The sequence below is a fragment of the Acidithiobacillus marinus genome (genome assembly GCF_002847505.1).
GTDB lineage: Bacteria > Pseudomonadota > Gammaproteobacteria > Acidithiobacillales > Acidithiobacillaceae > Acidithiobacillus > Acidithiobacillus marinus.
Genome location: NZ_MXAV01000027.1, coordinates 15312 through 39606 on the forward strand (window position 1 = coordinate 15312; position 24295 = coordinate 39606).

Sequence of the window (24295 nt, forward strand, 5' to 3'; positions counted from 1 at the left end):
TGATGCTTCAGGATAAATTTCGGGTCATGATCCGTAAGTAAGCCTTTTGCGCACCGGTGCTCAAATCTTCTACCTCATGCAAACGTGCTCTAATCCAGGCATCAGCTTTTTCGGCATTGCCTTTACAGGTGATCAGGCAGCGCCAGTCTTTTTCGCTGATGCCATAATGCTGCAAAATGGTACTTTCAGACGCTGCAGATTTCGTGATTGGCTGCATAACAAATTGACCCCGCTGTGTTTTTGAAAATAAAGATGCGACTTTCAAAGAGCTTAAAGGATTGGGTAGTCAAACCCTAACGATAATTATTAACGGGGATATCGATTCCGTGGAGAAGCAGCAGTTCGCCAATGCCCTTTGATTTATATTTCTTGTATGATTTCCAGAAACTTTTCCAGCATTTTCGAACGACGATCAGGCTGTGGTGCGGCCATGAAATTCAGGCAGACCATCTGGTGGCTTTCCAGTGTGGCAGTAGCAACCTGCCAGTCTGAACGCTGTTCCAGCACTCTCTGGCTCATGAAGCCTATGCCAAGATCCGCATTAATCATGGTGCCTACCGATTCGATATCAGCGACTTCAATAAAATGCCGGGGGACGATGCCACGCCGAACAAATTCCTTTTCGATGGCAGCGCGAACTGCTGAACCCGGTTCGCGCCAGATAATGGGGTAACTTTCCACTTCTTCAAAGGAAACGTCCTTGCGGCCGGCAAGAGGATGATGTAAAGGGGTGACAACGACTATTTCATTATCCTGCCAGGGAATGTTTTCAAAATAATCGGGTAGCTCAGGGAGTTCGCTGTCTCCTTCATAAAAAAATACATCCACTTCTCCTGCGGCGGCATCTTTCCAGTAACGTTCACCACTTTTGATGTAAAGATTGATGCCGGGATACTGTTGCCTGAAACGTGTCAGATAAGGCGGTAAATAGTAATTTGCGATGAGACTGGTGGAAACAATGTTGAGCTCTCCTTCTATCAGGCGTTGTCGACGAGCGATAACGCTGTCAATATCACGCATGACCCGGCGCAAGCGTTCAATATCGGGAATCAGTGCAGCCCCCGCCTGAGTCAGTTTAACGCCGTTGACTTCACGCACATACAACGGTTCGCCGACATACTCGGTCAGTTTTCTCAGGCGTTCCGAAATGGCTGATTGTCCACGATGTAAATACTCGGCTGCGGCACTAATGCTGCCAAGCTCGGCGACCGCCAAGAGAGAGAGAAGTTGTTCGTCATCTGCCATTATCGATTTCTCCGATCAAGATACCAGTAAAATACATTTGCCATGATGGTATGACTGTTCGTATGTTTGTAAGTTGCATAACACTCTATGAATATAGGAAAAAATTCCCATGGCCTCAAAAATCTCCACATCAGCAGATCCGCTTCCATCGAGCGCGGATCAATATCCCCCTCAAAATAGCGTCAGTCCGATAGATTCTGGTAAAGACGCTGATCCTGCTATCACGTATTTACAGGCTATTGGCTATCAGGAAGTCCTCACCCGGGCAGAAGAACAAACACTGCTGGAAGCTCTACAGCAGCAGAATCCCGAGGCCTGGCATACACTACTGGAAGCACATTTGCGTCTGGTATTGCGTATTGTCCGTAGCTATCAGGATAATACGGCCTTATCTTTGAGTGCTCTCCTGGAAACAGGTAATCTGGCACTCATTGCTGCAGCACGGCAATTTCAGTCCGGAAGTGATGAGCGTTTTTCCATTTATGCCACCAGGATGATTCGTGAGTCCATTGAAGCGGAGCTTTTACTGCACAATGCTGCGCTGGCATAGTTGGCCGGATAACAAAATGTCAGCAGGCAGAAAGGATGAACAACGGATCCGATGACGGCTGATCTTTTTGAAAACTTCCCTCGCTCGGCACCTGCTCTGGAATCCCTTGGAGAAGGGGCCATGATTTTGCGGGGCTGGGCCCTGGCTGACGCAGAGGCGCTCATCCATGGCGTAGAACAGGGCTTGCTGCAGTCAGGACTGCGACAGATGCTGACCCCGGGGGGCAGAAAAATGTCGGTAGCCATGAGTAATTGCGGCGCATGGGGTTGGGTATCGGACAAACAGGGTTATCGCTATGTATCGAAAGATCCGGAAACCGGACAACCCTGGCCGGAAATCCCGACGCTACTTTTCCGAATGGCGCAAACAGCAGCAGCAAAAGCCGGTTTTGCGTCTTTTATTCCCGATGCCTGTCTGGTGAATGTATATGTTCCCGGTGCACGCATGTCTTTGCATCAGGATAAGGATGAGCAAGATATGGGCGCGCCCATTGTGTCAGTTTCACTGGGCTTGCCTGCCACTTTTTTGTTTGGCGGGGCGGAGCGCCGGGATCAGGTGCAACGGATCACTATAGAGCATGGTGACGTACTGGTTTGGGGTGGTCCGGCCCGGCTCCGTTACCATGGGATTGCTCCCGTGAAAACAGGAGAACATCCCCTTGTGGGGGCGCGGCGTTTGAATCTGACCCTGCGTAAGGCGCGCTGATAACGTGTCACAACCACAGTTCATCCGGTTTTTATCCCGCCCATAATTGTTTTGTTCCTGGCGCCAGCTTAAAATCACCTCTTATGTCAGGAGGAACAATCAGCCATGTTGCCGACTGGTTGAAGAAAAACAGGAGTCATCATGAGCGTGGAAAATTCCGACGGAAAAGAATTGAGAAAGATAGCGCTGGCTATCGGTACGGCGCGGACCCGTTGGGGACGAAATCTGAAAATTGTGACCTTTTTTGTCACCTTTGTCTTGACCCTGCTCATTCCCATGGGGGTTATTGTCATCTACTATTTATGGAAGCACGGCGCAGAGATTATCCGGGAAAGAGAGTCAGTGTCAGCACCATGAGCCACGCTCGATTAAGGCAGCAGCACTGGTGAGGAGTACATGGATGCGGGAGCCGGTGGGGGTAGCAGTACCGTCGGTGGTCGCGTGACCGGAGGGCGGCCAGGGCGGGGCGGAGGGTGTCGCCAGGATGGCGGGGGCCGATGTCCATACGGAGGAAAAGGCCTTGGTCCGATATAAGCCGGTATATAGACATCATGCTGCCGGGGTTCTGGTGCTGGGCGCAGGCTGTTCTGGTAGTTGTTGAGTGCAGTTAGAAGGTTGAGACGCTCAATGGCGGTCAAAGCTTTCTCTGCTGCTGCAGGAGGAGAGCTGGGTGTTTTATGCGGGGGCGCCGACGGGTGCACGGAGGGTGGTGCTGGAGGCGCAGAAGGAAGCGATTGCAGCTTTTTGGCATTGGCCGGAGGCTGATCCCCGAAACTGACGGTCCCGTCAGGGGACACCCAGCGATAAATACGCTCAGCCTGAGCAGGTAGTACGAAAGTGCTGGCCGACACCATTACGGCAGCGGCCAGAACGGCCGCAGCCCAGCGACGGCTGGCAGGCTTCAAGAGCGGCCGATCCATGGTCGCGCGTTCTGTAAAAACCGGTCTTCTATGCCGGATATTTCTCGGGGCTGCCAGCCCCTCCGGCACAGGTCCGCAGCGGATTCAGTCATCAACATGCATGCCACCGATCGTCCATATTCCAAAACTCAGACCAACTGAGATATAGCATAGTTCAGCAGCGAGGCAAGTTTTGGGGAAAATGTGTCGTGGAGTTCCTTTATTCCGGCTTGCCCCAGTCATTCTGGGGCAGGTTGGCGTATTTGCCGGTATAGGTCTGTTTGATCATCTGGAAGGAGACGGGCACCGGATTCTGGCCCTGGTATTTGACGACCCAGAAATAATCGAAGGTATGTTTGGGCCAGGTTTTGGGAACTCCGCTCAGCTGGTTCAGATGCAGGAGCTGACGAAAAGTCACCTGCTGCCCCGGGTGTTTTTCCTCCAGTTTCTGACTGGCGATGCGCTTGTGTTCCCACATGACGATAACCACTTTGCCGTCATATTGCGGGTCGTGAAGCAGTGCCTGGGCCGCCTCCTGGGTCCGCAGGGTCTCGTGCGCCTTCTTTTCCTTTTCGGTCTGGAAATACTCCGGCACCGCGGTGAAAGCGGTCTCCGGCAAGCCCCAGCTCAGGGCGGTAGGGGTCATGGTCTCCACGGTGTGCAGGGTGACGGTCATCAAGGCAGCGGGCTTCACGCCCTTGGGCAGAATGCTGTGGCTGGCGTCCTTACCCAGATAGACCTGGGCTAGCGCATGCGCCCGCTCTTCGCCAATCGTGGACAATTTGAAGGAGTCCACTTTCTCACCATGCCGTACGAGAATGATCTCGGCAGGTACGGCCTGGGCTAGCAAAGGGGTGACACAGCCTCCCAGGATCAGGAATAAGCCGAGATTGCGGCGAAGGGACATGAACTTTCTCCTTTTGGTTTATCGACGGATGAGAGCCTTGCGGGCCAAACCCAGAATCAGGGCCGAACTGAAAATACCGATGACCGAAAGGGCCATGCCATTACCAATGACCCCCTGGCGAAAATTGCCATAGATATAGGTAGAAATCACCTGCATCCCTGCCGGTTGCAACATCAGCGAGGCCACCAGTTCGCGCATGGACAGGGCAAAAACCACTGTTGCCCCACCGACCAGCATGGGCCAGACCAGCGGCACCTGGATCCCCAGGGCAGTGCGCAGAGGCGAAGCGCCATGCACTCTGCCTGCCTGTTCCAGACGTGGTGGAATCTGGGCCAGACCCGTGCGGGCGTAGCGCAAGGCAAAGGGAAAAGTGACTGTGGCATAAGCCACCGCCAGGATGATGGGGTGACCGAAAACCGGTAACTGGTTCCAGGGGGCATTCCAGAAGAGGATCATTCCCACCGCCAGCACCACTCCCGGCACTGCCATGGGCAAAGTCCCCAGTAAATCGACCAGCGCGCCAATGCGTCCGCCCCGGCGCACCAGATTGGCGGCCAGTAGCGCCGAGGCCATACCAAAAACGGCCACCAGGGCAGAAATTTTGAGGCTGGTAAGCAAGGCAGCAAAGCCTGACGAGCTGTTGCTGAAAATATGATGGTAGTGCTCCCAGGTGAAATTGGACGCCTGCAAGCCTGCTGTCATGGCTTTCTCCAGGGAGATGGCGAGGACCGCCAACACCGGCATGATGGTGCCCACAAGGACGAAAACGGCGATGGGCAAAATACTCCACCAAACGGAGCGGGCTGGCGCACGGCGCTGGATTTGTCCCTCGTTGTTGCGAACCAGCGGGCGGTAGAGAAACCAGACCAATACCCCCATGGCACAAAGCACCAGACCGATGGCCGAGGCCATGGGCAGGTTCACGGGCCAGACATTGGTGGCGCCCTCGATGCTGGTACTCAGAACCTGCACCCCGGCATAACCGGCCAGCAGCGCCGGCACGCCGAACTCGGCAGAGGTGTCCATGAAAACCAGGAGCCCGGCCGCAGCGAGCGCCGTCAACAGCGTCGGCAGAATACCCAGGCGGAAGGCCGCCAAGGCCGAAGCTCCATGCACCCGCGCCGCCTGCAACAGGCGTGGGTTACCATTATCCAAAGCAGCACGTAATAAAATATAAACCAAGGGCGTCAGATGGAGGGCCATCATCATTCCCATGCCTGCCAGAGAAAACAGAAATCCCTCCAGGCTGCTGCCCAAAAATCCAATGACCTGCTCGATCATTCCTACGGGTCCGACCAGGAGGCTCCAGGCCTCGGCTGTCAGGTACGGAGGAATAAGGAAAGGAATCAGAATCAACGCCTCCCAGAAGGGTGTCCAACGGGGTGGCACGTAGTACATCAACATGGCCAGAGCAAAACCCATGGGCAAGGCGAAAAGCACGGCAAAACCCGCCATGCCCAAGGTTCCAGACAAGGAATCCAGGAAATGCTGGTCCACCCCCAGTTGCAGCAGGGCGACCCCATGCTGGTGGCCGGCTCCGGGCTGCAAGGCCTCGTAGACAATGGCCCCGAGGGGTGCCAGAACCAGCACCCCCAGAATCAGGTAGACCAATAGGTGATTGACGACCCGCGTCACTGGCCCAGGATTTCCTTCTTGAAACGGGCCAGAATGGCAGGCTGCTTGGCCGCCATCTGACTCCAGTTGACAGACATGACCTTGAAGCTGCCCATCTTGTTCATGATGGGTTTGGCCGGTACCCCCTGGCGGGCTGGATACAGATTGTTTTTAGCTACCAGCTTCTGCCCCGCAGGGGACATAGCAAAGTTCACGAACTGCTCGGCCAGCTTCTTGTCAGGAGCCGACTTGAGGATCAGGATGGGGCGCGGGATCATGATGGTGCCTTCCTTGGGGAATACCTGGACAATGGAGTTCCCCTGGGCCTTGGCAGCCACGGCCGCATGGCCCACGCACTCGAACATGCCGCTGCGTTCTCCCGACATCACCGGCAGGAGGGCGGCATGGTTGGTGCCCGGCCAGACAGTACCGTTGGCCTTGAGTTCTGACAGGAATTTCCAGGCCTTGTTGCCATATTGGTCCACGAAGGCGGTCAGAAAGCTGGAAGCCGTACCCGAGAGCAGCGGATTGGGAGCGGTGATCCGGTCCTTCCATTGCGGTTGGGTCAGGTCAAACCAGCTGTCGGGCAGCTTGGCACCTTTGGGCAGAGCCTTGGTATTGAAGACCATGGACACCGTATCCAGGCCGTAGGGTAGAAAAGGAGCCGACACCTGGGCGGGCTTCACCAGTGCCTTCTCGATGTCGGCCGGATGATAAGGATAGACCATTCCCTGCTGGGCTAGGTCCAGACCTGCCGACCAACCGGCCACCATGACCACGTCGGCATGGGGATGATTGGCCTCGGCGGCCAGACGGGCCATGACCTTGCCGGTGCTGGAGGTCCAGACTTCCACATGGTCACCGGTCTTTTTCTCGAAATCGGCGGCCAGAGTCCTGGCCAGGGTGGCCGGCGCGGCACTGTACAGGGTGAGGGTGGCGGCATGGGCGGCACTGGCCAGTCCCAGACCCAGCAAGGCAAGCATCAAACGTTTCATACGAACTCCTGTCATTAGTGATTTGCGGAAGACTGCAAGGGAATACACCAGCCCTGCCCCCGGCGCAGTTGCCAGCGACGGGGGCCCAGATCCCCTTGGCGGGAATAGGCTAGAAATTCCTGGCCATCACTGGCCTGGAGGGTCAACAGATACTGTCCGTCATGCCAGTGGGCGTGACGCACCTGGGCCTCAGGTGCAGCAGTGGGTGCCTCGTCCAGCTCCAGGTCACTGGGTCGCAGCAGCAGGGTCGCCTGGCTGGCACTCTGCAGTTCGGAAGCGGCTGGCACAGTCCAGCGCTGTCCTTCCCACTGTAGAACCGCCTCTTTGTCGCGTGATTCCAGAACCGGCACTTGAATGGCACGCACCGAGCCTCCCAAACGTGCCACCACCAGACTGGCTGGCTGTTGATAGAGGCGCTCCGGGGTATCCCATTGTTCCAGGTGCCCCCCATTGAGTACGCCCACCCGGCGACCCAGATAAAAGGCCTCTCCCGGATCATGGGTCACATGCAGGGCAGTGATACCTTCCTCGGCAAACAGTCCGTGCAGAAACTCCCGCAGGTTCTCTCGCACCCCGTGATCGAGGGCCGAAAGGGGCTCGTCCAGCAAGACAATACGGGGCTTGGCAATGATGGCTCGGGCAATGGCCACCCGTTGCTGTTGCCCGCCCGAAAGCTCATGGGGCCGACGACGGGCCGCAGCAGTTGGAATCGCCATGCGCTCCAGCAGGGCCATGGCCCGGGATTTTTCCACCGCCAGCCGCCGCGCCCGGAGCGGATAAAGTACATTATCGAGAATACTCATATGCGGCCAGAGTGCGGCATCCTGAAATACCATGCCGATCTCACGCCGTTCGGGCGGCAAAAAGGTTTTATCCTTGCTCACTACCTGGCCATGGATACTGACCTTGCCCTGCTGTGGACGAATCAAACCGGCGATAGTGGCCAGCAAGGTACTTTTGCCCGAACCCGACTCGCCGAGGAGGCAGGCATAGGTGCCTGTCTCCTGACACAGATTTACATCGGCCAACACCGCCCTTCCACCCAGTTCCACCCGTAAAGACTGAATCTGCAGCCCCTCAGATAGCTCAGAAGGCATACTGGATTTTCATGAGGTTATAGATGTAGGAGCATACTACGCTGTTGATTTCGTTCTTGTTGACCAAACGAGTCGGGAAGCCCCGTTGGGCGAGAATCGGAAGTAACATACCCATAGCACTGATCAGTAGTGCTTGAAGCAGTATGTTTCGAGGCATCACTATTATCTCCAACTATATTTTGGAGAGTAGTGTACGCCTCGAATATGACAGTTTTATGACAGTCTGCGCGCAGTGCAGGTTTTTATCACAATCCGGGGATGCTGGTCAGACCACCATAAACGCCCAGCCCCGCCGAGAGGATGACCACAAACAGCACCAGCCAGAGATAGGAGCCACGCAGCCGATGCTCGGCGGGCAGGGCTTTGACCGCCAGCGCAACCAGAAAACCCAGGACCAGAGGCAGCAGCAGGGCATTCATGACTTCCACGCCGATATCGAGGCTGACCAGATCGGGGATGCTGATGACGGCTACCGCTCCAGCGATGATGATGGCCGTGTAAATGCCGTAGAACCAGGGTGCATCTTTGGGATGATGTTCGAGAGAATGGCGAAATCCGGTGACTTCGCCCCAGCCCCAGGCCCCTGCCAGGGAGGCGACAATGGCGGCAACCATGCCGGCACCGAGAATACCCATGGAAAACACCAGGCGTCCCCAGGTGTCGCCGAGGTAAGGGGTGATGGCCTCGGACAGTTGATGAACGGTATTCAGGGGCGCGTTGGGATTCAGTCTGCCGATGGTGGCTGCGGTGGCAATCAGCACGGCGGCCATAATGGCCTGGGTAAGCACTGCTCCAATGGCTGTATCCCAGCGGGCATGGCGATAGTTTTCGGGATGAAGCCCTTTGTCGGCCACGGCCGACTGCTGATAAAACACCATCCAGGGCATGATGACAGCGCCGATATTGGCTGCAACGAGCATCATGTAATCCTTGTCGGTAATGGGGGCGTGGGTCAGGCCGTGGAGGATGTCCTGGATGTTGGGGTGAGCAACCCAGGCAATCCCGAAGAAGACGAGTTCAAACAGTCCCATGATCAGGGCGATACGTTCGACGCGGCGGTAGGAGCCCGTCCAGACAATGGTCAGCAAGGTGGCCGCAGCGAGAAGCACTCCGACAACACGCGGCAATCCATACAGATGGCTGACCCCTGCCACGCCGGAAAACTCGGTCAGCAGGGCACCGGTAGTGGCAATGCTGAGTCCGGCCACGGACAGGTAAGCCCAGCCGGTACCAAAGGTTTCGCGAATGAGTTCGCCGTGTCCCTTGCCGGTGAAAATGCCCAGCCGGACCGTCAATTCCTGGACCAGGTAAAGAATCGGCATGAGGATGAACTGCAGTAACAACAGTTTGAATCCCCACTGGGCGCCACTCTGGGCAGCGGTGATGATGCTGCCGACATCCGTATCGGCGAGCATGACGACGAGGCCGGGACCCAGTACAATCAAAAAAACCGACCAGCGTGAGTGCTTTTGTGGGACAGTGGGATTGCTTGCAGTCATTATTAAGAATAATCCGTATTTACGTTTTGGTTTGCGAATGATTCCTGTTTAGTCAATTTTTGTCAAGCTGTTTTGCCCGTATCCGTCGGGAAAAGCAGCTGGACGCTGAGTCCGCCATCTACTGCGTTTTCAAAGCCCAGGCTGCCATGATGCAGGTCCATGATACGCTTGCAAATGCGCACGCCAATGCCGGCGCCATGGCCAGACTGGCGGGGCAGTATTCCGAGGTTCATGGCCAGCAGATGGGCGGGGGAAACGCCCGGACCGTAATCCCGTAGGCGTATTTCAATGTGCTGCGCTTGCGGCGTGACCTGGATCAGCATGCGGCCGCCGCCGTAACGGTGAGCATTGTCAAAAATATTGCGAAAAACTCTCTCCAGGGCCAGGGGGCGGCATTGTAAAAAACAGGGACTTCCGGCAGGAATATCTTCGCTGCAACTGATCTGGAGCGCATAACGCTCCCGGGCGATGGCCTGCATTTCTTCCAGCCAGTCGCGGACAGCAATGGTCATGATTTTCTCCTGGTCGTTACTGCGCACGAGGGTCAGAAACTTGTCGATGGTTTCGTCCATTTCGTTTACATCGACACACATGGCTGATTTTTGCTCCAGAAAATCGACGTCCGGTAGATGCAGGGCCAAGAGCAGGCGGGAAAGTGGGGTCCGCAGTTCGTGAGAAATGCCGGTGAGTAACAGGGTGCGTTCTTCATGGAGATGGTGCAGATCGTTGGCCATACTGGTGATGGCCCGGGTCAGATGTTGCACTTCCAGTGGTCCACCAATGGGTTCCAGCGTATCAGGCGTGTCGCCCAAACCGATGCGTGGTGCTTCGGCGGCCAGTCGGGCGAGGGGGCGATTGATCTGGCGAACAATCAGCCAGGCCCCCAACAAGGTTACCAGGGCAATAACGCTTAGGCGCATGAACATGAACCCCTGTCCACCAAAATCCATGGGAGAGACAGGCATTCCCAGCCAGGGCTGGGACGGCCCGCCGCGTATCCACATCCAGGTGCTGTTACCCTCCTCGGCACCGACCCGGAGTCTGGCCCCGGGGGCCATCTGCTGCAGATAGCCCGCACTTTTATGTAGAAAATACCGATCAGGGGCTTTTCCGGGCGCGGCACTGGCCGGTCGCCACTGTAGATTACCGGTGGGCGCATATTGGGCACCGCTGCTGATGAGGGCGTGGTCGGTCTGCAGCAGAAACTCGGCAAAACGCTGGGCGGCAGGATTCAGAACGTACTGATGAAACAGGACGTAAACAGCTGCCTGGGTGCCCAGTAACAGTAGGCCGAGGAGCAGAAGCGTCCGCCCCAGGGTGCTGCGCGGCCAGAATCTGCGGATGTTCAGGGCTCGGCCACGAACAGATAGCCATGTCCCCAGACCGTACGAATATAGCGGGGACGGCCTGGCCCTTTATCCAGCAGGCGTCGCAGTCGGGAAATCTGCATGTCGATGCTACGATCGTCAGCCTCCAGCTGCCGGCCCCGGGTCAGCCACATCAGCTTTTCCCGGGTGAGGGGCTGGCCTTCATGCTGGATCAGGGTGGCCAGCGTGGAAAATTCGGCACTGGTCAGCGGGATCAGCTTGTCCCCATGACGAATTTCCTGACGGCTCATGTCTACTTGAAAAGCGCCCTTCTGGAAGCTCGCCGTCGTTGTCCTTGGCGCAGGGCCGCGAACCCGCCGCAAAATCGCCTGGATGCGGGCAACCAGTTCGCGGGGATGAAAAGGTTTGGCCAGATAATCGTCGGCCCCCATTTCCAGACCCAGAATACGATCGACTTCATCCCCGCGTGCAGTCAGCATGAGAATGGGAACGTCGTGCTGCTGGCGCAGGCGCCGGCAGATCTGTAAACCGTCCTCGTGGGGAAGGCCGAGGTCAAGAATGACCAGATCCACGGGGTTTTCTTCGAGAGCAGCTTCAATTTGGCGACCGTCACTCATGCCTTGCACTATGAATCCATAGCCTTTCAGGTGAGATTCCACCAGGCTGCGCAGGCGCAGGTCGTCGTCGATGATCAGAATACGGGATTTGTTTTTCATGATCACGATTATACCTCCACGCTGGACTTTGACAAAGTATAAATGTAACTCAATCGGTAATCCTGGAGTCAAGCTTCACTTAACAATTTTTTGAAAATATGAATATGTTCTGCAGCATTGAAACATTAAGGGTCGCGATGATATGCAAACTTTGATAACTGCCTACGTAACTTCTGTTTCTAGGCTGGCTGCTGCTATAGGAAGTAGTGAGAGGCTACGACAATCTACGGCAGCAAAAAAGTCATTGTTTATCGGGTGGGTTCAAAGAGGCCTTGATGATTTGTAAAAACTTCTGGCAGCGGTTGATCTCCGCATCCATAATAGTGATCTGGTCGTCGATTTCAGCACGCGTACGATGATCAATGGATTCCAGAACGTCCGTACATTGCTGCTCGACAATATCCAGCCGTGACTCCAACACATTGAGCACGTCCATGAGCGTTGGACGTGTCTTGTCAGCAGCTCCCGTGCTTTGCCGAGGATGCTGTAAATTTTTGCTCAAAGATTTTCTTTTCAAGATAAATGGACCAGACCCATATCCTGTCTGCGGGATACCAGGTTTTTGACGGAAGAGAAATAGTTTTTATAACGCATGATTTCGACGGATAGTTCAAAGCATTGATCGGAAATATCCGCTCTGTTTTCCGAGGGAATGGTTCTACGCACTTCATTCAATCGTTCGGCAAGTTGCTCATAACGGGATTCGATGTTCTCAATAATATCTATGGCGGTCATTAAAGATTGTTTATCATCATTGACGGACATTTTTTCACCTCACTCAATCAACAGGAGGCGATGTCCCTTTGGGAACATCGCCGCTGCACGCATTGATTAATGCGCTCCGTAAGCCATTTTTTTGCTGAAGCGACCACGGAATACCCAGATCTGATACCAGTTGTACATGATCATGATGGGGAAGAAGCCCGTCATGAACAGGGTAAACACGGCAATGGAATCTGCCGGGTTGGCCGCCTGCGCAATGGTCCAGGTATTGGGTACGATATAGGGGAAAATGGTCGCCCACATGGCCGTCCAGAGCAGGGCTACGACGCCGATACCCCACATCATGGCACTGAAGTCCCTGCGCGCTGCGTGATTAGTGGACGATTTGAAGGCAAAAAAGAGCACAATCACAAACCAGATCAACCATACCCACCAATCAGAGCCGGTCCATTTGTCAGATGCCCAAGGGAAAATGGCATAGGACCAGATGAGCGTGATCACGATAGCCGCGAGGGCCAGCAAAGAGACGACATTGGTCCAGGAGCGTGCGCGTTCATGAATGGGATCCCCGGGAATGAAGCGTGCGCATAAATACAAGCCACCGGCGAGGCTGGCAGCAATGACAGCGCCTACTCCTGTCCAGATAGAAAAAGGAGTGAGAAAGGCAAAAACTCCCCCAGAAAAATGCATGATCGGTGTGGTGTAATCGTGGACGTTGATTCCGTGTGCTGCCAGCGCAGACTGCATGGCGAGCCCCGATTTCATGGGGAACCCCTGCAAAACGGCACCCAGGGCAACACCGGCAAAAAAAGTGGGAAACAAACTCCCTACGGCAAAAGCCCAGCCCCAAAAACTTTTGCTTTTTTTGGCATGGACATGAAATTCAAAGGCTACAGCCCGGGAAATGATGCCCCAAAGTGCAAATGCCAAAGGAATCATCAGGTAATTGAAAGCCGAACCATACACTAGCGGGAAAGCGCCGAAGAGTACGCCGCCAGCCACCACTAGCCAGCTCTCGTTGCCATCCCACATGCCGGCCATGGAAGCCATGATGGCACCCCGTTCTTCTTCGTCGCGGGAAAACAAAGCGAAAATGCCAGCGCCCAGATCTGTACCATCGGTGGCTATATAAAGAAAAAAAGCAAGAGAAAGCAGCAGCCACCACCAGGTCGATAAGGTGCCGGTGATGCGTCCTATTGAGAGAAGATCCATAAAATATCTCCAGTAGCTGTGGGTGGGGAGTCGCGCACCCCACCATGATTATTAAAGACGGTTAAAGCCTGATCAGCGATCGGAACGCAACATGGGTTTGCTGGCGAAAGTAGGAGTGACATGACCGCCACCTGCTTTAATGTCGGCGTCATCCGTATGATCATGCTCAAACAGCGTACTGGAGTCGGGAATTCCGTCGACTCCCTTCTTGATGACCCGGGTGAAGAAATACCAGGAACCTGCCCAGACGGTCAGTTCGAAAATGATATAACCGATCCACCAGAAGATTTCTGCAGCAACAGGCATATGGCTGGCCCCTTGATAGGTCCGCATCAAGCCATTGACGACCCAGGGCTGACGTCCCACTTCACGGGTCCACCAACCGCACCAGATGGCGAGATAAGGCAGGAAAGCAGAAAACACCAGAGCACGGAGAAACCAAGGACGCTTCCGCAGTTCGCTGGCATTGAGCTTCCCACGCAGACGTAGCCAGTTACCCCAGATAGCGATAAAAAAGAGGAAAAAACCAATAGCGACCATCACCCGGAAAGAATAGAAAGGCACCCAGACATCAGGACGATCATTGGCCGGGAAACTATCCATTCCTGGCACCTTGCCATTGAGGGTATGGGTTTCCAGTATACTCAGTACATAGGGGATGGTAATGGCGAACACATTACCGTCATTCTTGGCATTGGGAATAGCGATGAGATGCCAGCCGGTATTGACCTTTCCGTCAGGCAGGTAAGTGTGATAATGCCCTTCCATCGCCGCCAGCGAGGTGGGTTGAGTCTGCGCCACTACCCGACCGATGCTGTCACCAATGTAAATTTGAACGGGCGTGACAATAATCAAAGCCAATAGCGTGGGCTTGAGAAGCTTGGTAAATAAATCCGCATTGCGATTTTTCAGGATGAAAAAACCGCTGAGTCCTACGAGTGCAAACAGTGCCAGCTCGACACAGGCGACCCACATGTGCGGGAAACCCCACTGGAAATTGTTGTTGAAAATGGCATGCCACCAGTTTTTGACCTGGAACAATCCATCTTTAAGGAAAATCCCGTCAGGCGTTTGCATCCAGGAGTTGGCGACCAGAATCCACATGGCTGAAAGGCTGGAGGCGAGAGCCACATTAAAAGTAGCAAACAGATGCATGCCTTTACCGATTTTACCCCAGCCGAAGACCATCAGCCCGATGAAGCCGGCTTCGTACATGAAAGCGGTAATGGTTTCAAAACCGAGGATGTTGCCAAAGAAAGGGCCCACGGCCTGAGAGAAAGGGCCATAGAGAATACCGAAGGCCATTTCCATGGTGACGCCGGTGGCTACCCCGGCACCAAAGTTGATAAGAAATATTTTTTCAACAAAACGGTTGATTTTGTACCAGCGTTCATCACCGGTGCGCAACCAGACAACTTCCATAATGAACAGCAACCAGGACATGCCGATCGTCATAGGTGTCCAGAGAATGTGCATGGAAGTGATCCAGGCAAAATCCAGTCGACTTAAGAGGATCGGCAGAGAGTTTTCAATAACCATAACTTCCACCCCTATATAAATTTTGTGAATGAGAAAGTTTTTGCTGCACCATAAACCTGCAAAGTATATGCCAACATTACAATATTCTGTAAATATATGATTTGTGGTGAAGCGGGCGTGCAAGAACATTGTTTTTGGTGGATATGCACCAGCTGAAGCTGGTTTAAATCAACCAATGGGGAAAATAAATAAAAACAAAAAACTATTATTATTTTTTTATACAATGCATTAAGTTTATCATGAGTTACTGATATTGGCTGGCTATGGCACCCTCAGCCGGATTGCGGATGAACGAGATGGTGCATGTGCTATATTGTGTTTTTTGAGTGACACAGACTGTGGATGCGCTTGCGAGATGAATATCAGTGTTGAACAGCAGCATGGAGGCTTTGCTGCAGAGGCCTTGAGTGCCCTGCTGGCCCGGCAGCCCACAGAAAAAGTGGTGCAGGTGCGGGCGTTACGCTGTACTGATGCTGTCAGAATCTCCCTGCTACCCTGTCCCGGAATTCCCGGGCGTCCGGATCGTCCCGAGCTGGTGGCCCCTAAAAAGTTGCCCCGGCGCCGGGCCTTGAGTACTCCAGCGGGGCGTTTCGCCCTGCTCCACGCTTTGGCGCATATTGAATTCAATGCCATCAATCTGGCGCTGGACGCCATTTGCCGTTTTGTCGATTTACCCGTGGATTACTACCGGGACTGGTTGCAGGTGGCCCAGGAAGAGGCCGAACATTTTGTCCTGTTGCGCGAGTTGCTCCAGGCGCTGGGTGGTGATTATGGCGATCTGCCCGCCCATGACGGGCTTTGGGAAATGGCCATGGAGACAGCGACGGATCCACTGGAACGTATGGCCCTGGTCCCGCGCGTCCTCGAAGCACGCGGTCTGGATGTGACCCCTGCTATCCGCGAAAGGCTCAGAGAGGCTGGTGATCTGGTTGCAGTGGCCGTGCTGGAACGCATCGAAAGGGATGAACGCGGGCATGTGGCCATCGGTACGCACTGGTTTCACTATTTGTGTGCGCAGCGCGGGCTGGATGCCGATCACACTTTCCGGAAGCTGCTTGAGGAGCGCTATCGGGGTCGCATTCAGGGACCTCTGGCCCTGGACGCCCGTCGTGCAGGCGGTTTTTCCGAAACGGAGTTGCGATGGTTACAAGCATGTATTGACCAGAACCCAGCACCGCCAGGAAATCAACATGTGGAGAAAACCCGGCATGTCTGAAGCACAAATCACGCGTGTTCTGGGTATTGAAAGTTCCTGTGATGAAACCGGACTGGCGCTTTATGACATCCAAAAAGGCCTGCTGGGTGAAGTGCTGTTCAGTCAGATTGCTCTGCACGCCCCCTACGGCGGAGTAGTGCCCGAACTGGCTTCCCGGGATCATGTGCGGCGCTTGCCCCTGCTGCTGGAAGAATTGATGGCACAAAGCGGCGGGCAGCGTCCCGATGCGGTGGCGGTCACCGCCGGACCCGGTTTGATCGGCGCTTTGCTGGTGGGGGTCAATTTTGCCCGGGCACTGGCTTACGCCTGGGATATTCCGGTGATTCCCGTGCATCATCTCGAAGGCCATCTGCTGGCGCCGCTGCTCAATGGTGTAGCGCCCTTTCCGGCCGTGGCCTTACTGGTCTCCGGAGGGCATACCATGCTCATCGAGGTGCGGGGGCTGGGGGACTATGTTTTGCTGGGCGAAACCCTGGATGATGCCGCCGGAGAAGCCTTCGACAAGGCTGCGAAAATGCTGGGACTCGGTTATCCCGGCGGGCCAGCCCTGGCGGCCCTGGCAGAGGGCGGTGATCCCGAGGCTTTTCGTTTGCCCCGCCCATTGCTGGACCGACCCGGCATGGACTTCAGTTTTAGCGGTCTGAAAACGGCTTTTCGTCTGGTTTCCTTGAAAGTGCCGGAAGAGGATTCAGTGCAGAGAAGCCATCTGGCCGCCAGTTTTCAGCAGGCAGTAGTCGACACCCTGTTCCGGAAATGCCAGCGAGCCTTGCAGGCAACCGGTCTCAAGCGCTTGATCGTAGCCGGTGGGGTGGGCGCCAACCGGGCCTTGCGTGACGCGCTGCAAAGCCTGACTGCCGATGGTGTCGAGTTATGCATCGCGGATCTGGCGCACTGTACAGATAATGCGGCCATGATTGCCCTGGCTGGAGCCCTGCACCCGGAAATGGCCCAGCCGGCCAGCGCTGAATTTCCGGTGCGGGCGCGTTGGTCTCTGGTAAAGGAGGAAACGTGAACCACGAACCTTTCTCTTTGGACACCGCCATCGAAGAACGGGCGGTAGTGGATGCGGATTTCCAGACGGGTCTGGACTGGCAGCAGACCGGCCATCCGGAAGAAGCCGCCGAAGCCTTCAAGCGCGCTCTGGATGCCGACCCTGACTCGGCCTTGATCTGGACCTTTTACGCCTGGGCGCTGGCCGCCTCGGGAGATAGTCACGGAGCGATTGCGGCTTGTCGCCGTGCCATCGCCTGTGATGCCGAATGGGGCCAGGCCTGGAATGACCTTGGTGAATATCTCATGGATACCGGGCGGGAGAGCGAAGCTCTGTTTGTGATCCGCCGGGCGCTCAAATCCCGGCATTTTGATGCCCCGCACCTGGCCCAGATGAATCTGGCCCGTTATTACCTGCATCAGGGCAGCATGCGCCGGGCTCTCGCCGCCGCCCGGCAAGCCGAGTTACTCGCTCCCGGTTTTCGGCCTGCCGAAAAGCTGGCCCGCTGGATAGACGAGCGCATGCGGGAATGGAATATCCACGATTAAGGCCGCAGTGATTAGTGGCTCAGTTTTTCTTGAAGGGGGTTTCGCGACCATCCAGCAGACGCTGGATATTGCTGCGATGCCGCCAGAGAATCAGCAGTACCAGCAAGACCACGAGGGCGCGCAAGCTGCTCTGGTCCGACAGGGCAAAGGCAATGGGTACAGCGCTGCTGGCGGCGAGGAGTGCGGCCAGAGAGGATACCCGGGTTATGGCAAAAATCAGGATCCACACCCCCAGTACGGCGAGTCCCATGAACGGCAGCAGCGCCAACAGGATTCCCAGCGCCGTAGCTACACCCTTGCCGCCGCGAAAGCCAAAATAAACGGGATAAAGGTGGCCCAGAAAAGTGGCCAGGGCGACAGCGGCGAGTATCCAGTCATCCACTCCCAGGCTGCGGGTGATGACTATGGGGATGACGCCCTTGATCAGATCACCAAAAAGCGTCAAGGCCGCCGCCTTTTTTCCGCCCATTCGCAAAATGTTGGTCGCGCCCGGATTTCCTGAACCGGATTGGCGTGGGTCACCCAGACCCATGGCCCGCCCCACCAGGATGGCGGTGGCTATGGAGCCGATCAGGTAGGCACCCAATATGCAAATAATATCGAGAATGACAGACATGCAGTGCGTTGGCCGGGAAAAGCGTTATTATAGGACGAGACGCGACGCCTTGTCGCACTTTTCGGGATAATTATGGATATTCTTTTTGTGCGGGAACTGAAAGTCGATACCCGCATCGGGATTTATGACTGGGAACGTCAGGTTAAGCAAACCGTATTGATTGATCTGGAAATTGCGGCCGATGCCCAGAGCGCTGCGCAAAGTGACAAGGTGGAATACACCATCAATTATCAGACAGTTTGCCAGCGTCTGGTCAGTCACATCAGCGCCTCTGAGGTGGAGCTGGTGGAAACCCTCGCCGAGCAGATTGCCGACATCATTCGCGGTGAATTTGCAGCCCGTTGGGTACAGGTGACGGTCCACAAACCCGCAGCAGTCAGAGGAACCCGGGACGTGGGTGTTCGTATTGAAAGGGGTTCGACCAGCTAAACCTGATATTAATTCAGGCCGAAGCAGTCTCCGTACAAGTCATGATCATCGGCCCGGGTGATGGGTACTACCAGGCGGTCACCCACTTTGAGGCCGCTGGCATTTTTCAGATGCACCACACCGTCTATTTCCGGCGCATCGCTGTAGGAGCGGGCCAGAGCCCGGCCGCCGGGTTCCATAGCATCTATAAGCACTTCGCGGCGTTGTCCCACATGGCGCTGCAGGCGGGCACGGCTGATGCTCTCCTGGACGCGCATGAATTCGGCGCGACGTTCTTCCCGGACCGCTTCGGGAATGGCTCCCGGCAGGGAGTTGGCGGGCGCTCCCTCCACCGGCGAGTAGGCAAAACAGCCGACCCGGTCGAGCTCAGCGGCGCGCAGAAAATCCAGCAGTTCAGCAAATTCCGCTTCACTTTCACCCGGAAAGCCGACAATGAACGTGCTGCGGATAGTGAGATCCGGCACTTCCTGCCGCCAGCGCAAAATCCGCTCCAGGGTTTTCTCGGCGGCAGCCGGGCGGCGCATGGCCTTGAGAATCCGGGGGCTGCCATGCTGCAGGGGCACATCCAGATAAGGCAGGATTTTTCCTTCCGCCATGAGGGGCAAGAGGGCGTCAATGTGCGGATAGGGATACACATAATGTAAGCGTACCCAGACGCCCAGCTCCCCCAGCGCTGCGCAAAGTTCGGTGATGCGCGTCTTGAGGGGTCGGCCATCGTGAAAGGCTGTCCGATATTGACGATCCACGCCATAGGCTCCGGTATCCTGGGAAATCACCAACAGTTCCTGCACTCCGCTGGACACCAGCGCTTCCGCCTCCCGCAAAATATCGCCGGGTTCGCGACTGACCAGTTTGCCACGCATACTGGGAATGATGCAGAAACTGCAGGACTGATTGCAGCCTTCGGAGATTTTCAGGTAGGCGTAATGGGCCGGTGTCAGACGCAAGCCTTGGGCGGGAACCAGATCCGTATAAGGGTCATGGAGCGGCGGCAAGGCCTCATGAATTGCCGCCATGACTGCCCCGGACTGCTGGGGACCGGTAACCGCCAGCACCTTGGGGTGGGCCTGGCGGATGAAATCGCCGTGATCCTTGGCGCCCAGGCAGCCGGTCACCACCACCTGGCCGTTTTCATTCAGTGCCTCGCCGATGGCTTCCAGGGATTCGGTGACGGCCGCATCGATGAAACCACAGGTGTTGACCACGACCACATCGGCCCCGGCGTAATCCCCCACCAGCATATAGCCCTCGGCCCGGAGCTGGGTGAGAATGCGCTCGCTGTCCACGGTGGCCTTGGGACAGCCGAGGCTGACAAAGCCGACTTTGGGAGGGCGGCTATTCAAAAGGTATTGCTCACGCTGACGACTCCGGGGACGGCACCGACAATGCGCTCCACTACCTGTTTGAGGTCAATGACCGCATTGGGGCAGCCTGCGCAGGCCCCCTTCATGCGCACCCGGACATCCCGCTCGATGATTTCCACCAGTTCAATGTCCCCGCCGTCGCGCATGAGAATGCGCCGTACGGTTTGCACCGCCTCACCGACGGCTTCGGGGTCGGGCAGGGGGTCGTCCGGTCCATAGCGTTTCTGGCGGTCCAGTCCCCGGGCGGCCATGGCCTGGGCGTGGGCAATTTTGGCGGCCGCCAACGGGTCCTGCTCTTCCAGGGCATCCAGTTCTTCTTCGCTGTAAAAGCGGATAGGGGTTTTCGTGCTCATGGACATCAATATAACATGCGCCCGCCATCGACGACGAGGTTGTGACCGGTGGTGTAGTGCGCATCAAAGAGCAGGTAGGCGACGGCTGCGGCAATGTCCTGAGGATCGCCTACCCGTTTGAGGGCGTTGCGATCCAGCAGGGCCTGCTTGTCGCCATCGGGAGGATCCTGGTTTTCTGCCCAGAGCACCACGCCCGGAGAGACGCTGTTGACGCGAATCTCTGGACCCAGTTCCTTGGCCAGTGAGCGGGTGAGTGCCAATAGCCCCGCCTTGCTGACGCTGTATGGGAGGTAGGAGCGCAGCGGAATCTCTCCATGAATATCACCAATATTGACCACCGCGCCCTGATTGCGGCGTAAATGGGGCGCTGCCGCCTGGGTGAGGAATAAGGGGGCACGCAGGTGGATGGCTTCCATGCGCTGCCAGTCTTCCAAGGTGATTTGCGCAAAGGGCGCCGCCTGATAAATCGAAGCGTTGTTGACCAAGCCATCCAGCCGTCCGAAATGGGCAAGACCTGCGGCAATCAGCTCGGCGGGGAAGCTGGCAGCGGCCAGATCACCCTCAACCAGCAGGCATTCACGGCCATATTGCTCCCGGACTGCGGCGGCCAGGGCTTCGGCCTCCGTTCGGGATCGCCTATAATGCAGGATCAGATGGCAGCCCCTGGCCGCCAGATCTCGGGCGATAGCGGCACCAACCCTGCGGGCAGCGCCAGTGATCAAAACCACTTTTTCAGATGCTTTCAAGAGGATTCCATGCGCATAGAGCGTCCCGATTTTTTAACCTATTCCCGAGGGGGGCGCAAGGTCGAGCTGCCAGTTCCAGACGACGCAGCGCAAGCGCATTCTGCACGCTTGCTGGAGCGGATTCGTGCGGCTATTGCGGAGGCTGGTGGGGTCATTGCTTTCCGCCACTACATGGATATGGCCTTGTATACCCCCGGTCTGGGCTATTACATGGCGGGACAAAATCGTCTGGGTGCGGATGGAGATTTTGTCACCGCTCCGGAGATGGGCGCTGTGCTGGCCAGAGTGCTGGTGCGGGTCCTGGCCGAAGTCCTGGCGACGGTGGCCAACAGTGACGGAATTCTCGAATTCGGCGCGGGTCGGGGCACTTTGGCGCAGCAGATCCATCAATGTCTGCCGGAACAGCCCTATGCCATACTGGAGCTGAGTCCGGATCTACAGGAGCAGCAACGCAGCGCTCTGCCCAATCTGCGCCATCTGCAGCAGCTTCCCAACCGCTGGCGCGGGGTGATGCTGGCCAATGAAGTGCTTGACGCCATGCCCGTGCAGGTCGTGGAGCGCGATGCCGGGGGGCTGTTGCGCGAGCGCGGCGTATGCTGGGACGGAGAAAAACTGGACTGGGACTGGATGCCGGGTAACTATGCGCTGGATGATCGCCTCAAGCCGCTGCTGGAGCAATGCCCCGCAAACTACCGAACCGAAATGCATCCCCTGGCCATCGCCTGGCTGCGGGAAGTAGCCACCTGTCTCCAGGCGGGCGCGTTGATCTTGATTGATTATGGTCAGGAAGCGGGAGAGTATTATCATCCGCAACGCCAGTCGGGCAGTTTGCGAGCCTACTATCGACAACACTGGCTGGATGATCCGTTCTATTGGCCCGGCCTCTGTGATCTGACCGCCCATGTCAATTTCAGCGCCTTGCTGGAAGCCGCGCCGGAACTGGGGCTGGAAGTGCAATTTTACGGCAATCTGGCGCGCTTTCTGGTGGAGCATGGCCTGGCTGAAGCTTATGCCGGGCTGGCCGCCGGACTGGATGCCCCAGGCCTTTTGGCCCTCAATAACGAAATCAAGCGCCTGACTCTGCCCCAGGAGATGGGGGAAAGCTTCAAGGTACTCATTCTGTGCAAGAGAGAAACTGCATGACCATACACATTTACGGCATTCGCAACTGTGACACCATGAAAAAAGCCTTTGCCTGGCTGGATGCTCAGGGAGTGTCTTACGATTTTCATGATTACAAAAAATCAGGCGTGGACCGCGCCGATTTGCAGCGCTGGGCCGCCCTGTGGGGCTGGGAGGCGCTGATCAACCGCAAGGGGACGACCTGGCGGCGTTTGCCGGAGAATGATCGGGACTGTCCGGACGCGGAAAGTGCTTTCGCGCTGATGACGGCTCACCCCAGCATGATCCGTCGCCCCATTCTCATCCGCGCGGAGCAGGGTCTGCTGGGCTTTGACGCCGAGCGCTGGCAGGCGTTTTTTCAGGACCGTTCCTGATCTTTGGATAAAGGCCACAACGCATTCCTGTAGCCATGAGATCATACCAATTTGCGAATGATGCGCTTTCTGCGAGCAGTTATATCACCCGGGAGTAGTGAACCGCCTTGTGCGGGAGGTAGGCATCAAAAATCATGCAGACGTGACGAATCAGCAGGCGACCCTGGGCTGTTACCCACAGACTATCTGAATCCATCTGAATCAGCCCGTCCTTTTCCAGTCTTTCCAGTGCGGGCAGGCAGTCACGAAAATGTATGTGGAAATCCATACCATACTGCTGTTGTAATCGATTAAAATCCAGGCGGAAATCGCAGGTCAGGCGGTTGATGACATGGCGCCGCAAAAGATCTTCAGCGCTGAGTTGAATGCCTCTTTCCACCGGCAGGTGCCCCTGGTCCAGACGCGCTCCCCAGGCATCCAGCTCCTTGATATTCTGACTGTAAGTCGAGCCGATCATGGCGATGGCGCTCATCCCGAAGGCCAGCAGATCACTCCCCGCGTGGGTGGAATAGCCCTGAAAATTGCGATACAGACTACCCTCCCGTTGCGCCAGGGTCAGCTCGTCCTCGGGCAGGGCGAAATGATCCATGCCGATGTACACGTACCCCGCCTCCTGCAGCGTCGCAATGCTTTCCGCCAGAATGCGCAGCTTGTTTTCGGGAGCAGGAATATCCCCATCGAGAATCCGTTTTTGCGCAGGAAAACGTTCGGGGAGATGGGCGTAATTGAACACCGACAGACGATCGGGACGCAGGGCGATGACCGCTTCCAGGGTGGCGGCAAAACGCTCTGGCGTTTGCAGGGGCAGGCCATAAATCAGATCCAGACTCACCGAACGAAAACCCAGGGAACGGGCTTCGGCAATGACGGCAGCCGTCAGCTCCAAACTTTGTTCCCGATGCACGGCTTTTTGCACGGCCGCATCCAGATCCTGCACCCCGATGCTGATCCGGTTGAATCCAAAGTCTCTTAATAAGGAAAGCGTGCCGGGTTCCAGAGCGCGAGGGTCGATTTCGATGCCATATTCCCCGTTATCATCGGGCAGGAGTTGAAAATGACGGTGAATACTTTCCAGCAAGGTACGCAAGTCCGGTTGGCGCAAAAAAGTCGGGGTTCCCCCGCCAAAATGCAGTTGCTCAACGGGTCTGCTGGCGTCCAAATGGGCCAGGTACAAAGCCATTTCTTGATCGAGGCGCGCCACATAGGGGCTGCCCCATTCGTGATGGCGGGTGACGACCTTGGTGCAGGCACAATAAAAGCAGAGGTTTTCGCAAAAGGGAATGTGAAAATACAGGGACAGGGGTCGGGCTTGCGCATTGGAGCCCTGCAATGCCTGAATGAGCTGCCTTTCGCCAAAATCGCTGTGAAAATGCGGTGCCGTAGGATAGGAAGTGTAGCGCGGCCCCGCCTGGTCATAGCGACGGATGAGATCGGCATCAAAAATGACTTTTTGTTCAAAAGCAGATGACATGGCGAAAGCCCCTATCTGGCAAACAGCACCTGCAGA

29 protein-coding genes are annotated in these 24295 nt (G+C 56.2%); 9 read left to right on the top strand and 20 right to left on the bottom strand.

Annotation, left to right across the window (positions count from 1 at the left end; all coding sequences use genetic code 11):
* Positions 1–7 precede the first annotated feature (7 nt).
* Both B1757_RS06675 and B1757_RS06680 read right to left on the bottom strand, forming a co-directional pair.
* On the bottom strand, positions 8–217 hold the full coding sequence (locus B1757_RS06675; protein WP_101537579.1) for a hypothetical protein: 210 nt from the start codon (positions 215–217) through the stop codon (positions 8–10).
* A 143-nt stretch (positions 218–360) separates the two neighbouring features.
* A complete protein-coding gene (locus B1757_RS06680; protein WP_101537580.1) occupies positions 361–1245 on the bottom strand; it encodes a LysR family transcriptional regulator in 885 nt (294 codons plus the stop codon).
* Between the two features lie 109 nt (positions 1246–1354).
* Between B1757_RS06680 and B1757_RS06685 the strand changes: the two genes are divergently transcribed.
* The 3 genes from B1757_RS06685 to B1757_RS06695 all read left to right on the top strand — a co-directional run bounded on the left by B1757_RS06685 (position 1355) and on the right by B1757_RS06695 (position 2857).
* Complete coding sequence (locus B1757_RS06685) at positions 1355–1795, top strand: sigma factor (RefSeq protein ID WP_101537581.1); 441 nt, start codon at positions 1355–1357, stop codon at positions 1793–1795.
* 51 nt (positions 1796–1846) lie between these two features.
* Positions 1847–2500 (top strand): DNA oxidative demethylase AlkB, encoded by a 654-nt coding sequence (alkB, locus tag B1757_RS06690; protein ID WP_101537582.1) that lies wholly within the window; start codon positions 1847–1849, stop codon positions 2498–2500.
* Positions 2501–2641: 141 nt separating this feature from the next.
* Positions 2642–2857: a hypothetical protein gene (locus B1757_RS06695; protein WP_101537583.1), complete on the top strand. Its 216-nt coding sequence runs from the start codon at positions 2642–2644 to the stop codon at positions 2855–2857.
* A gap of 11 nt (positions 2858–2868) precedes the next feature.
* Here the strand turns inward: B1757_RS06695 and B1757_RS06700 are convergent, their stop codons facing one another.
* The 13 genes from B1757_RS06700 to B1757_RS06755 form a co-directional block, all read right to left on the bottom strand.
* Positions 2869–3405 carry a DUF4124 domain-containing protein gene (locus B1757_RS06700; protein WP_172437629.1) on the bottom strand — a complete coding sequence of 179 codons (537 nt, stop codon included), beginning with the start codon at positions 3403–3405 and terminating at the stop codon, positions 2869–2871.
* Between the two features lie 214 nt (positions 3406–3619).
* Complete coding sequence (locus B1757_RS06705) at positions 3620–4306, bottom strand: histidine phosphatase family protein (RefSeq protein ID WP_101537585.1); 687 nt, start codon at positions 4304–4306, stop codon at positions 3620–3622.
* A gap of 18 nt (positions 4307–4324) precedes the next feature.
* Positions 4325–5941, bottom strand: coding sequence for an ABC transporter permease (locus B1757_RS06710; protein WP_101537586.1), 1617 nt, complete (start codon positions 5939–5941; stop codon positions 4325–4327).
* Positions 5938–6915, bottom strand: a complete 978-nt coding sequence (locus tag B1757_RS06715) for an extracellular solute-binding protein (RefSeq protein ID WP_172437630.1) — start codon at positions 6913–6915, stop codon at positions 5938–5940. Before B1757_RS06715 ends, B1757_RS06710 begins: the two co-directional genes overlap by 4 nt.
* A 14-nt stretch (positions 6916–6929) precedes the next feature.
* Positions 6930–8012, bottom strand: a complete 1083-nt coding sequence (locus B1757_RS06720) for an ABC transporter ATP-binding protein (RefSeq protein ID WP_101537588.1) — start codon at positions 8010–8012, stop codon at positions 6930–6932.
* Positions 8002–8169 carry a hypothetical protein gene (locus B1757_RS15385; RefSeq protein WP_172437631.1) on the bottom strand — a complete coding sequence of 56 codons (168 nt, stop codon included), beginning with the start codon at positions 8167–8169 and terminating at the stop codon, positions 8002–8004. Before B1757_RS15385 ends, B1757_RS06720 begins: the two co-directional genes overlap by 11 nt.
* 88 nt (positions 8170–8257) lie before the next feature.
* Positions 8258–9511, bottom strand: coding sequence for an NRAMP family divalent metal transporter (locus B1757_RS06725; protein WP_101537589.1), 1254 nt, complete (start codon positions 9509–9511; stop codon positions 8258–8260).
* Positions 9512–9573: 62 nt separating this feature from the next.
* Positions 9574–10569 (bottom strand): ATP-binding protein, encoded by a 996-nt coding sequence (locus tag B1757_RS06730; RefSeq protein ID WP_253253754.1) that lies wholly within the window; start codon positions 10567–10569, stop codon positions 9574–9576.
* A 287-nt stretch (positions 10570–10856) separates the two neighbouring features.
* A complete protein-coding gene (locus B1757_RS06735) occupies positions 10857–11555 on the bottom strand; it encodes a response regulator (protein WP_172437632.1) in 699 nt (232 codons plus the stop codon).
* A 241-nt stretch (positions 11556–11796) separates the two neighbouring features.
* Positions 11797–12057, bottom strand: coding sequence for a hypothetical protein (locus tag B1757_RS06740; protein WP_143484231.1), 261 nt, complete (start codon positions 12055–12057; stop codon positions 11797–11799).
* Between the two features lie 11 nt (positions 12058–12068).
* The gene (locus tag B1757_RS06745; RefSeq protein WP_101537593.1) at positions 12069–12320 is read right to left on the bottom strand and encodes a hypothetical protein; all 252 of its coding nucleotides are present in this window, start codon (positions 12318–12320) and stop codon (positions 12069–12071) included.
* 66 nt (positions 12321–12386) lie between these two features.
* Entirely contained in the window at positions 12387–13490 is a 1104-nt protein-coding gene (gene cydB / locus B1757_RS06750) for a cytochrome d ubiquinol oxidase subunit II (protein ID WP_101537594.1), read from the bottom strand.
* 72 nt (positions 13491–13562) lie between these two features.
* On the bottom strand, positions 13563–15029 hold the full coding sequence (locus B1757_RS06755) for a cytochrome ubiquinol oxidase subunit I (RefSeq protein WP_101537625.1): 1467 nt from the start codon (positions 15027–15029) through the stop codon (positions 13563–13565).
* Between the two features lie 355 nt (positions 15030–15384).
* On the opposite strand from B1757_RS06755, the gene B1757_RS06760 reads away from it, so the two are divergent.
* From B1757_RS06760 to B1757_RS06770, 3 genes are read left to right on the top strand one after another with little or no spacing between them, the layout of a single operon-like run.
* Positions 15385–16245: a ferritin-like domain-containing protein gene (locus tag B1757_RS06760; RefSeq protein WP_101537595.1), complete on the top strand. Its 861-nt coding sequence runs from the start codon at positions 15385–15387 to the stop codon at positions 16243–16245.
* The gene (gene tsaD, locus B1757_RS06765) at positions 16238–17257 is read left to right on the top strand and encodes a tRNA (adenosine(37)-N6)-threonylcarbamoyltransferase complex transferase subunit TsaD (protein WP_101537596.1); all 1020 of its coding nucleotides are present in this window, start codon (positions 16238–16240) and stop codon (positions 17255–17257) included. The genes B1757_RS06760 and tsaD overlap by 8 nt, the downstream gene beginning before the upstream one ends.
* Positions 17254–17784, top strand: a complete 531-nt coding sequence (locus B1757_RS06770; RefSeq protein WP_101537597.1) for a tetratricopeptide repeat protein — start codon at positions 17254–17256, stop codon at positions 17782–17784. Before tsaD ends, B1757_RS06770 begins: the two co-directional genes overlap by 4 nt.
* Before the next feature lie 19 nt (positions 17785–17803).
* Here the strand turns inward: B1757_RS06770 and plsY are convergent, their stop codons facing one another.
* Positions 17804–18400 carry a glycerol-3-phosphate 1-O-acyltransferase PlsY gene (plsY, locus tag B1757_RS06775; protein ID WP_101537598.1) on the bottom strand — a complete coding sequence of 199 codons (597 nt, stop codon included), beginning with the start codon at positions 18398–18400 and terminating at the stop codon, positions 17804–17806.
* A 72-nt stretch (positions 18401–18472) separates the two neighbouring features.
* Here plsY and folB point away from each other — a divergent pair, with 72 nt between their 5' ends.
* Positions 18473–18829, top strand: a complete 357-nt coding sequence (folB, locus tag B1757_RS06780; protein ID WP_101537599.1) for a dihydroneopterin aldolase — start codon at positions 18473–18475, stop codon at positions 18827–18829.
* An 8-nt stretch (positions 18830–18837) separates the two neighbouring features.
* Here the strand turns inward: folB and rimO are convergent, their stop codons facing one another.
* The 3 genes from rimO to B1757_RS06795 are packed head-to-tail and all read right to left on the bottom strand — an operon-like array spanning position 18838 to position 21292.
* Entirely contained in the window at positions 18838–20172 is a 1335-nt protein-coding gene (gene rimO / locus B1757_RS06785; protein WP_101537600.1) for a 30S ribosomal protein S12 methylthiotransferase RimO, read from the bottom strand.
* Positions 20169–20546 (bottom strand): NifU family protein, encoded by a 378-nt coding sequence (locus B1757_RS06790; RefSeq protein WP_253253755.1) that lies wholly within the window; start codon positions 20544–20546, stop codon positions 20169–20171. Before B1757_RS06790 ends, rimO begins: the two co-directional genes overlap by 4 nt.
* A 5-nt stretch (positions 20547–20551) precedes the next feature.
* Complete coding sequence (locus tag B1757_RS06795; protein WP_101537602.1) at positions 20552–21292, bottom strand: pteridine reductase; 741 nt, start codon at positions 21290–21292, stop codon at positions 20552–20554.
* Positions 21293–21301: 9 nt separating this feature from the next.
* On the opposite strand from B1757_RS06795, the gene B1757_RS06800 reads away from it, so the two are divergent.
* Both B1757_RS06800 and B1757_RS06805 read left to right on the top strand, forming a co-directional pair.
* Entirely contained in the window at positions 21302–22435 is a 1134-nt protein-coding gene (locus B1757_RS06800; RefSeq protein ID WP_101537603.1) for a class I SAM-dependent methyltransferase, read from the top strand.
* A complete protein-coding gene (locus B1757_RS06805; RefSeq protein ID WP_101537604.1) occupies positions 22432–22788 on the top strand; it encodes an ArsC family reductase in 357 nt (118 codons plus the stop codon). The genes B1757_RS06800 and B1757_RS06805 overlap by 4 nt, the downstream gene beginning before the upstream one ends.
* A gap of 79 nt (positions 22789–22867) precedes the next feature.
* Here B1757_RS06805 and hemN read toward each other — a convergent pair whose 3' ends face one another.
* Positions 22868–24259, bottom strand: coding sequence for an oxygen-independent coproporphyrinogen III oxidase (gene hemN / locus B1757_RS06810; protein ID WP_101537605.1), 1392 nt, complete (start codon positions 24257–24259; stop codon positions 22868–22870).
* Between the last annotated feature and the right edge of the window lie 36 nt (positions 24260–24295).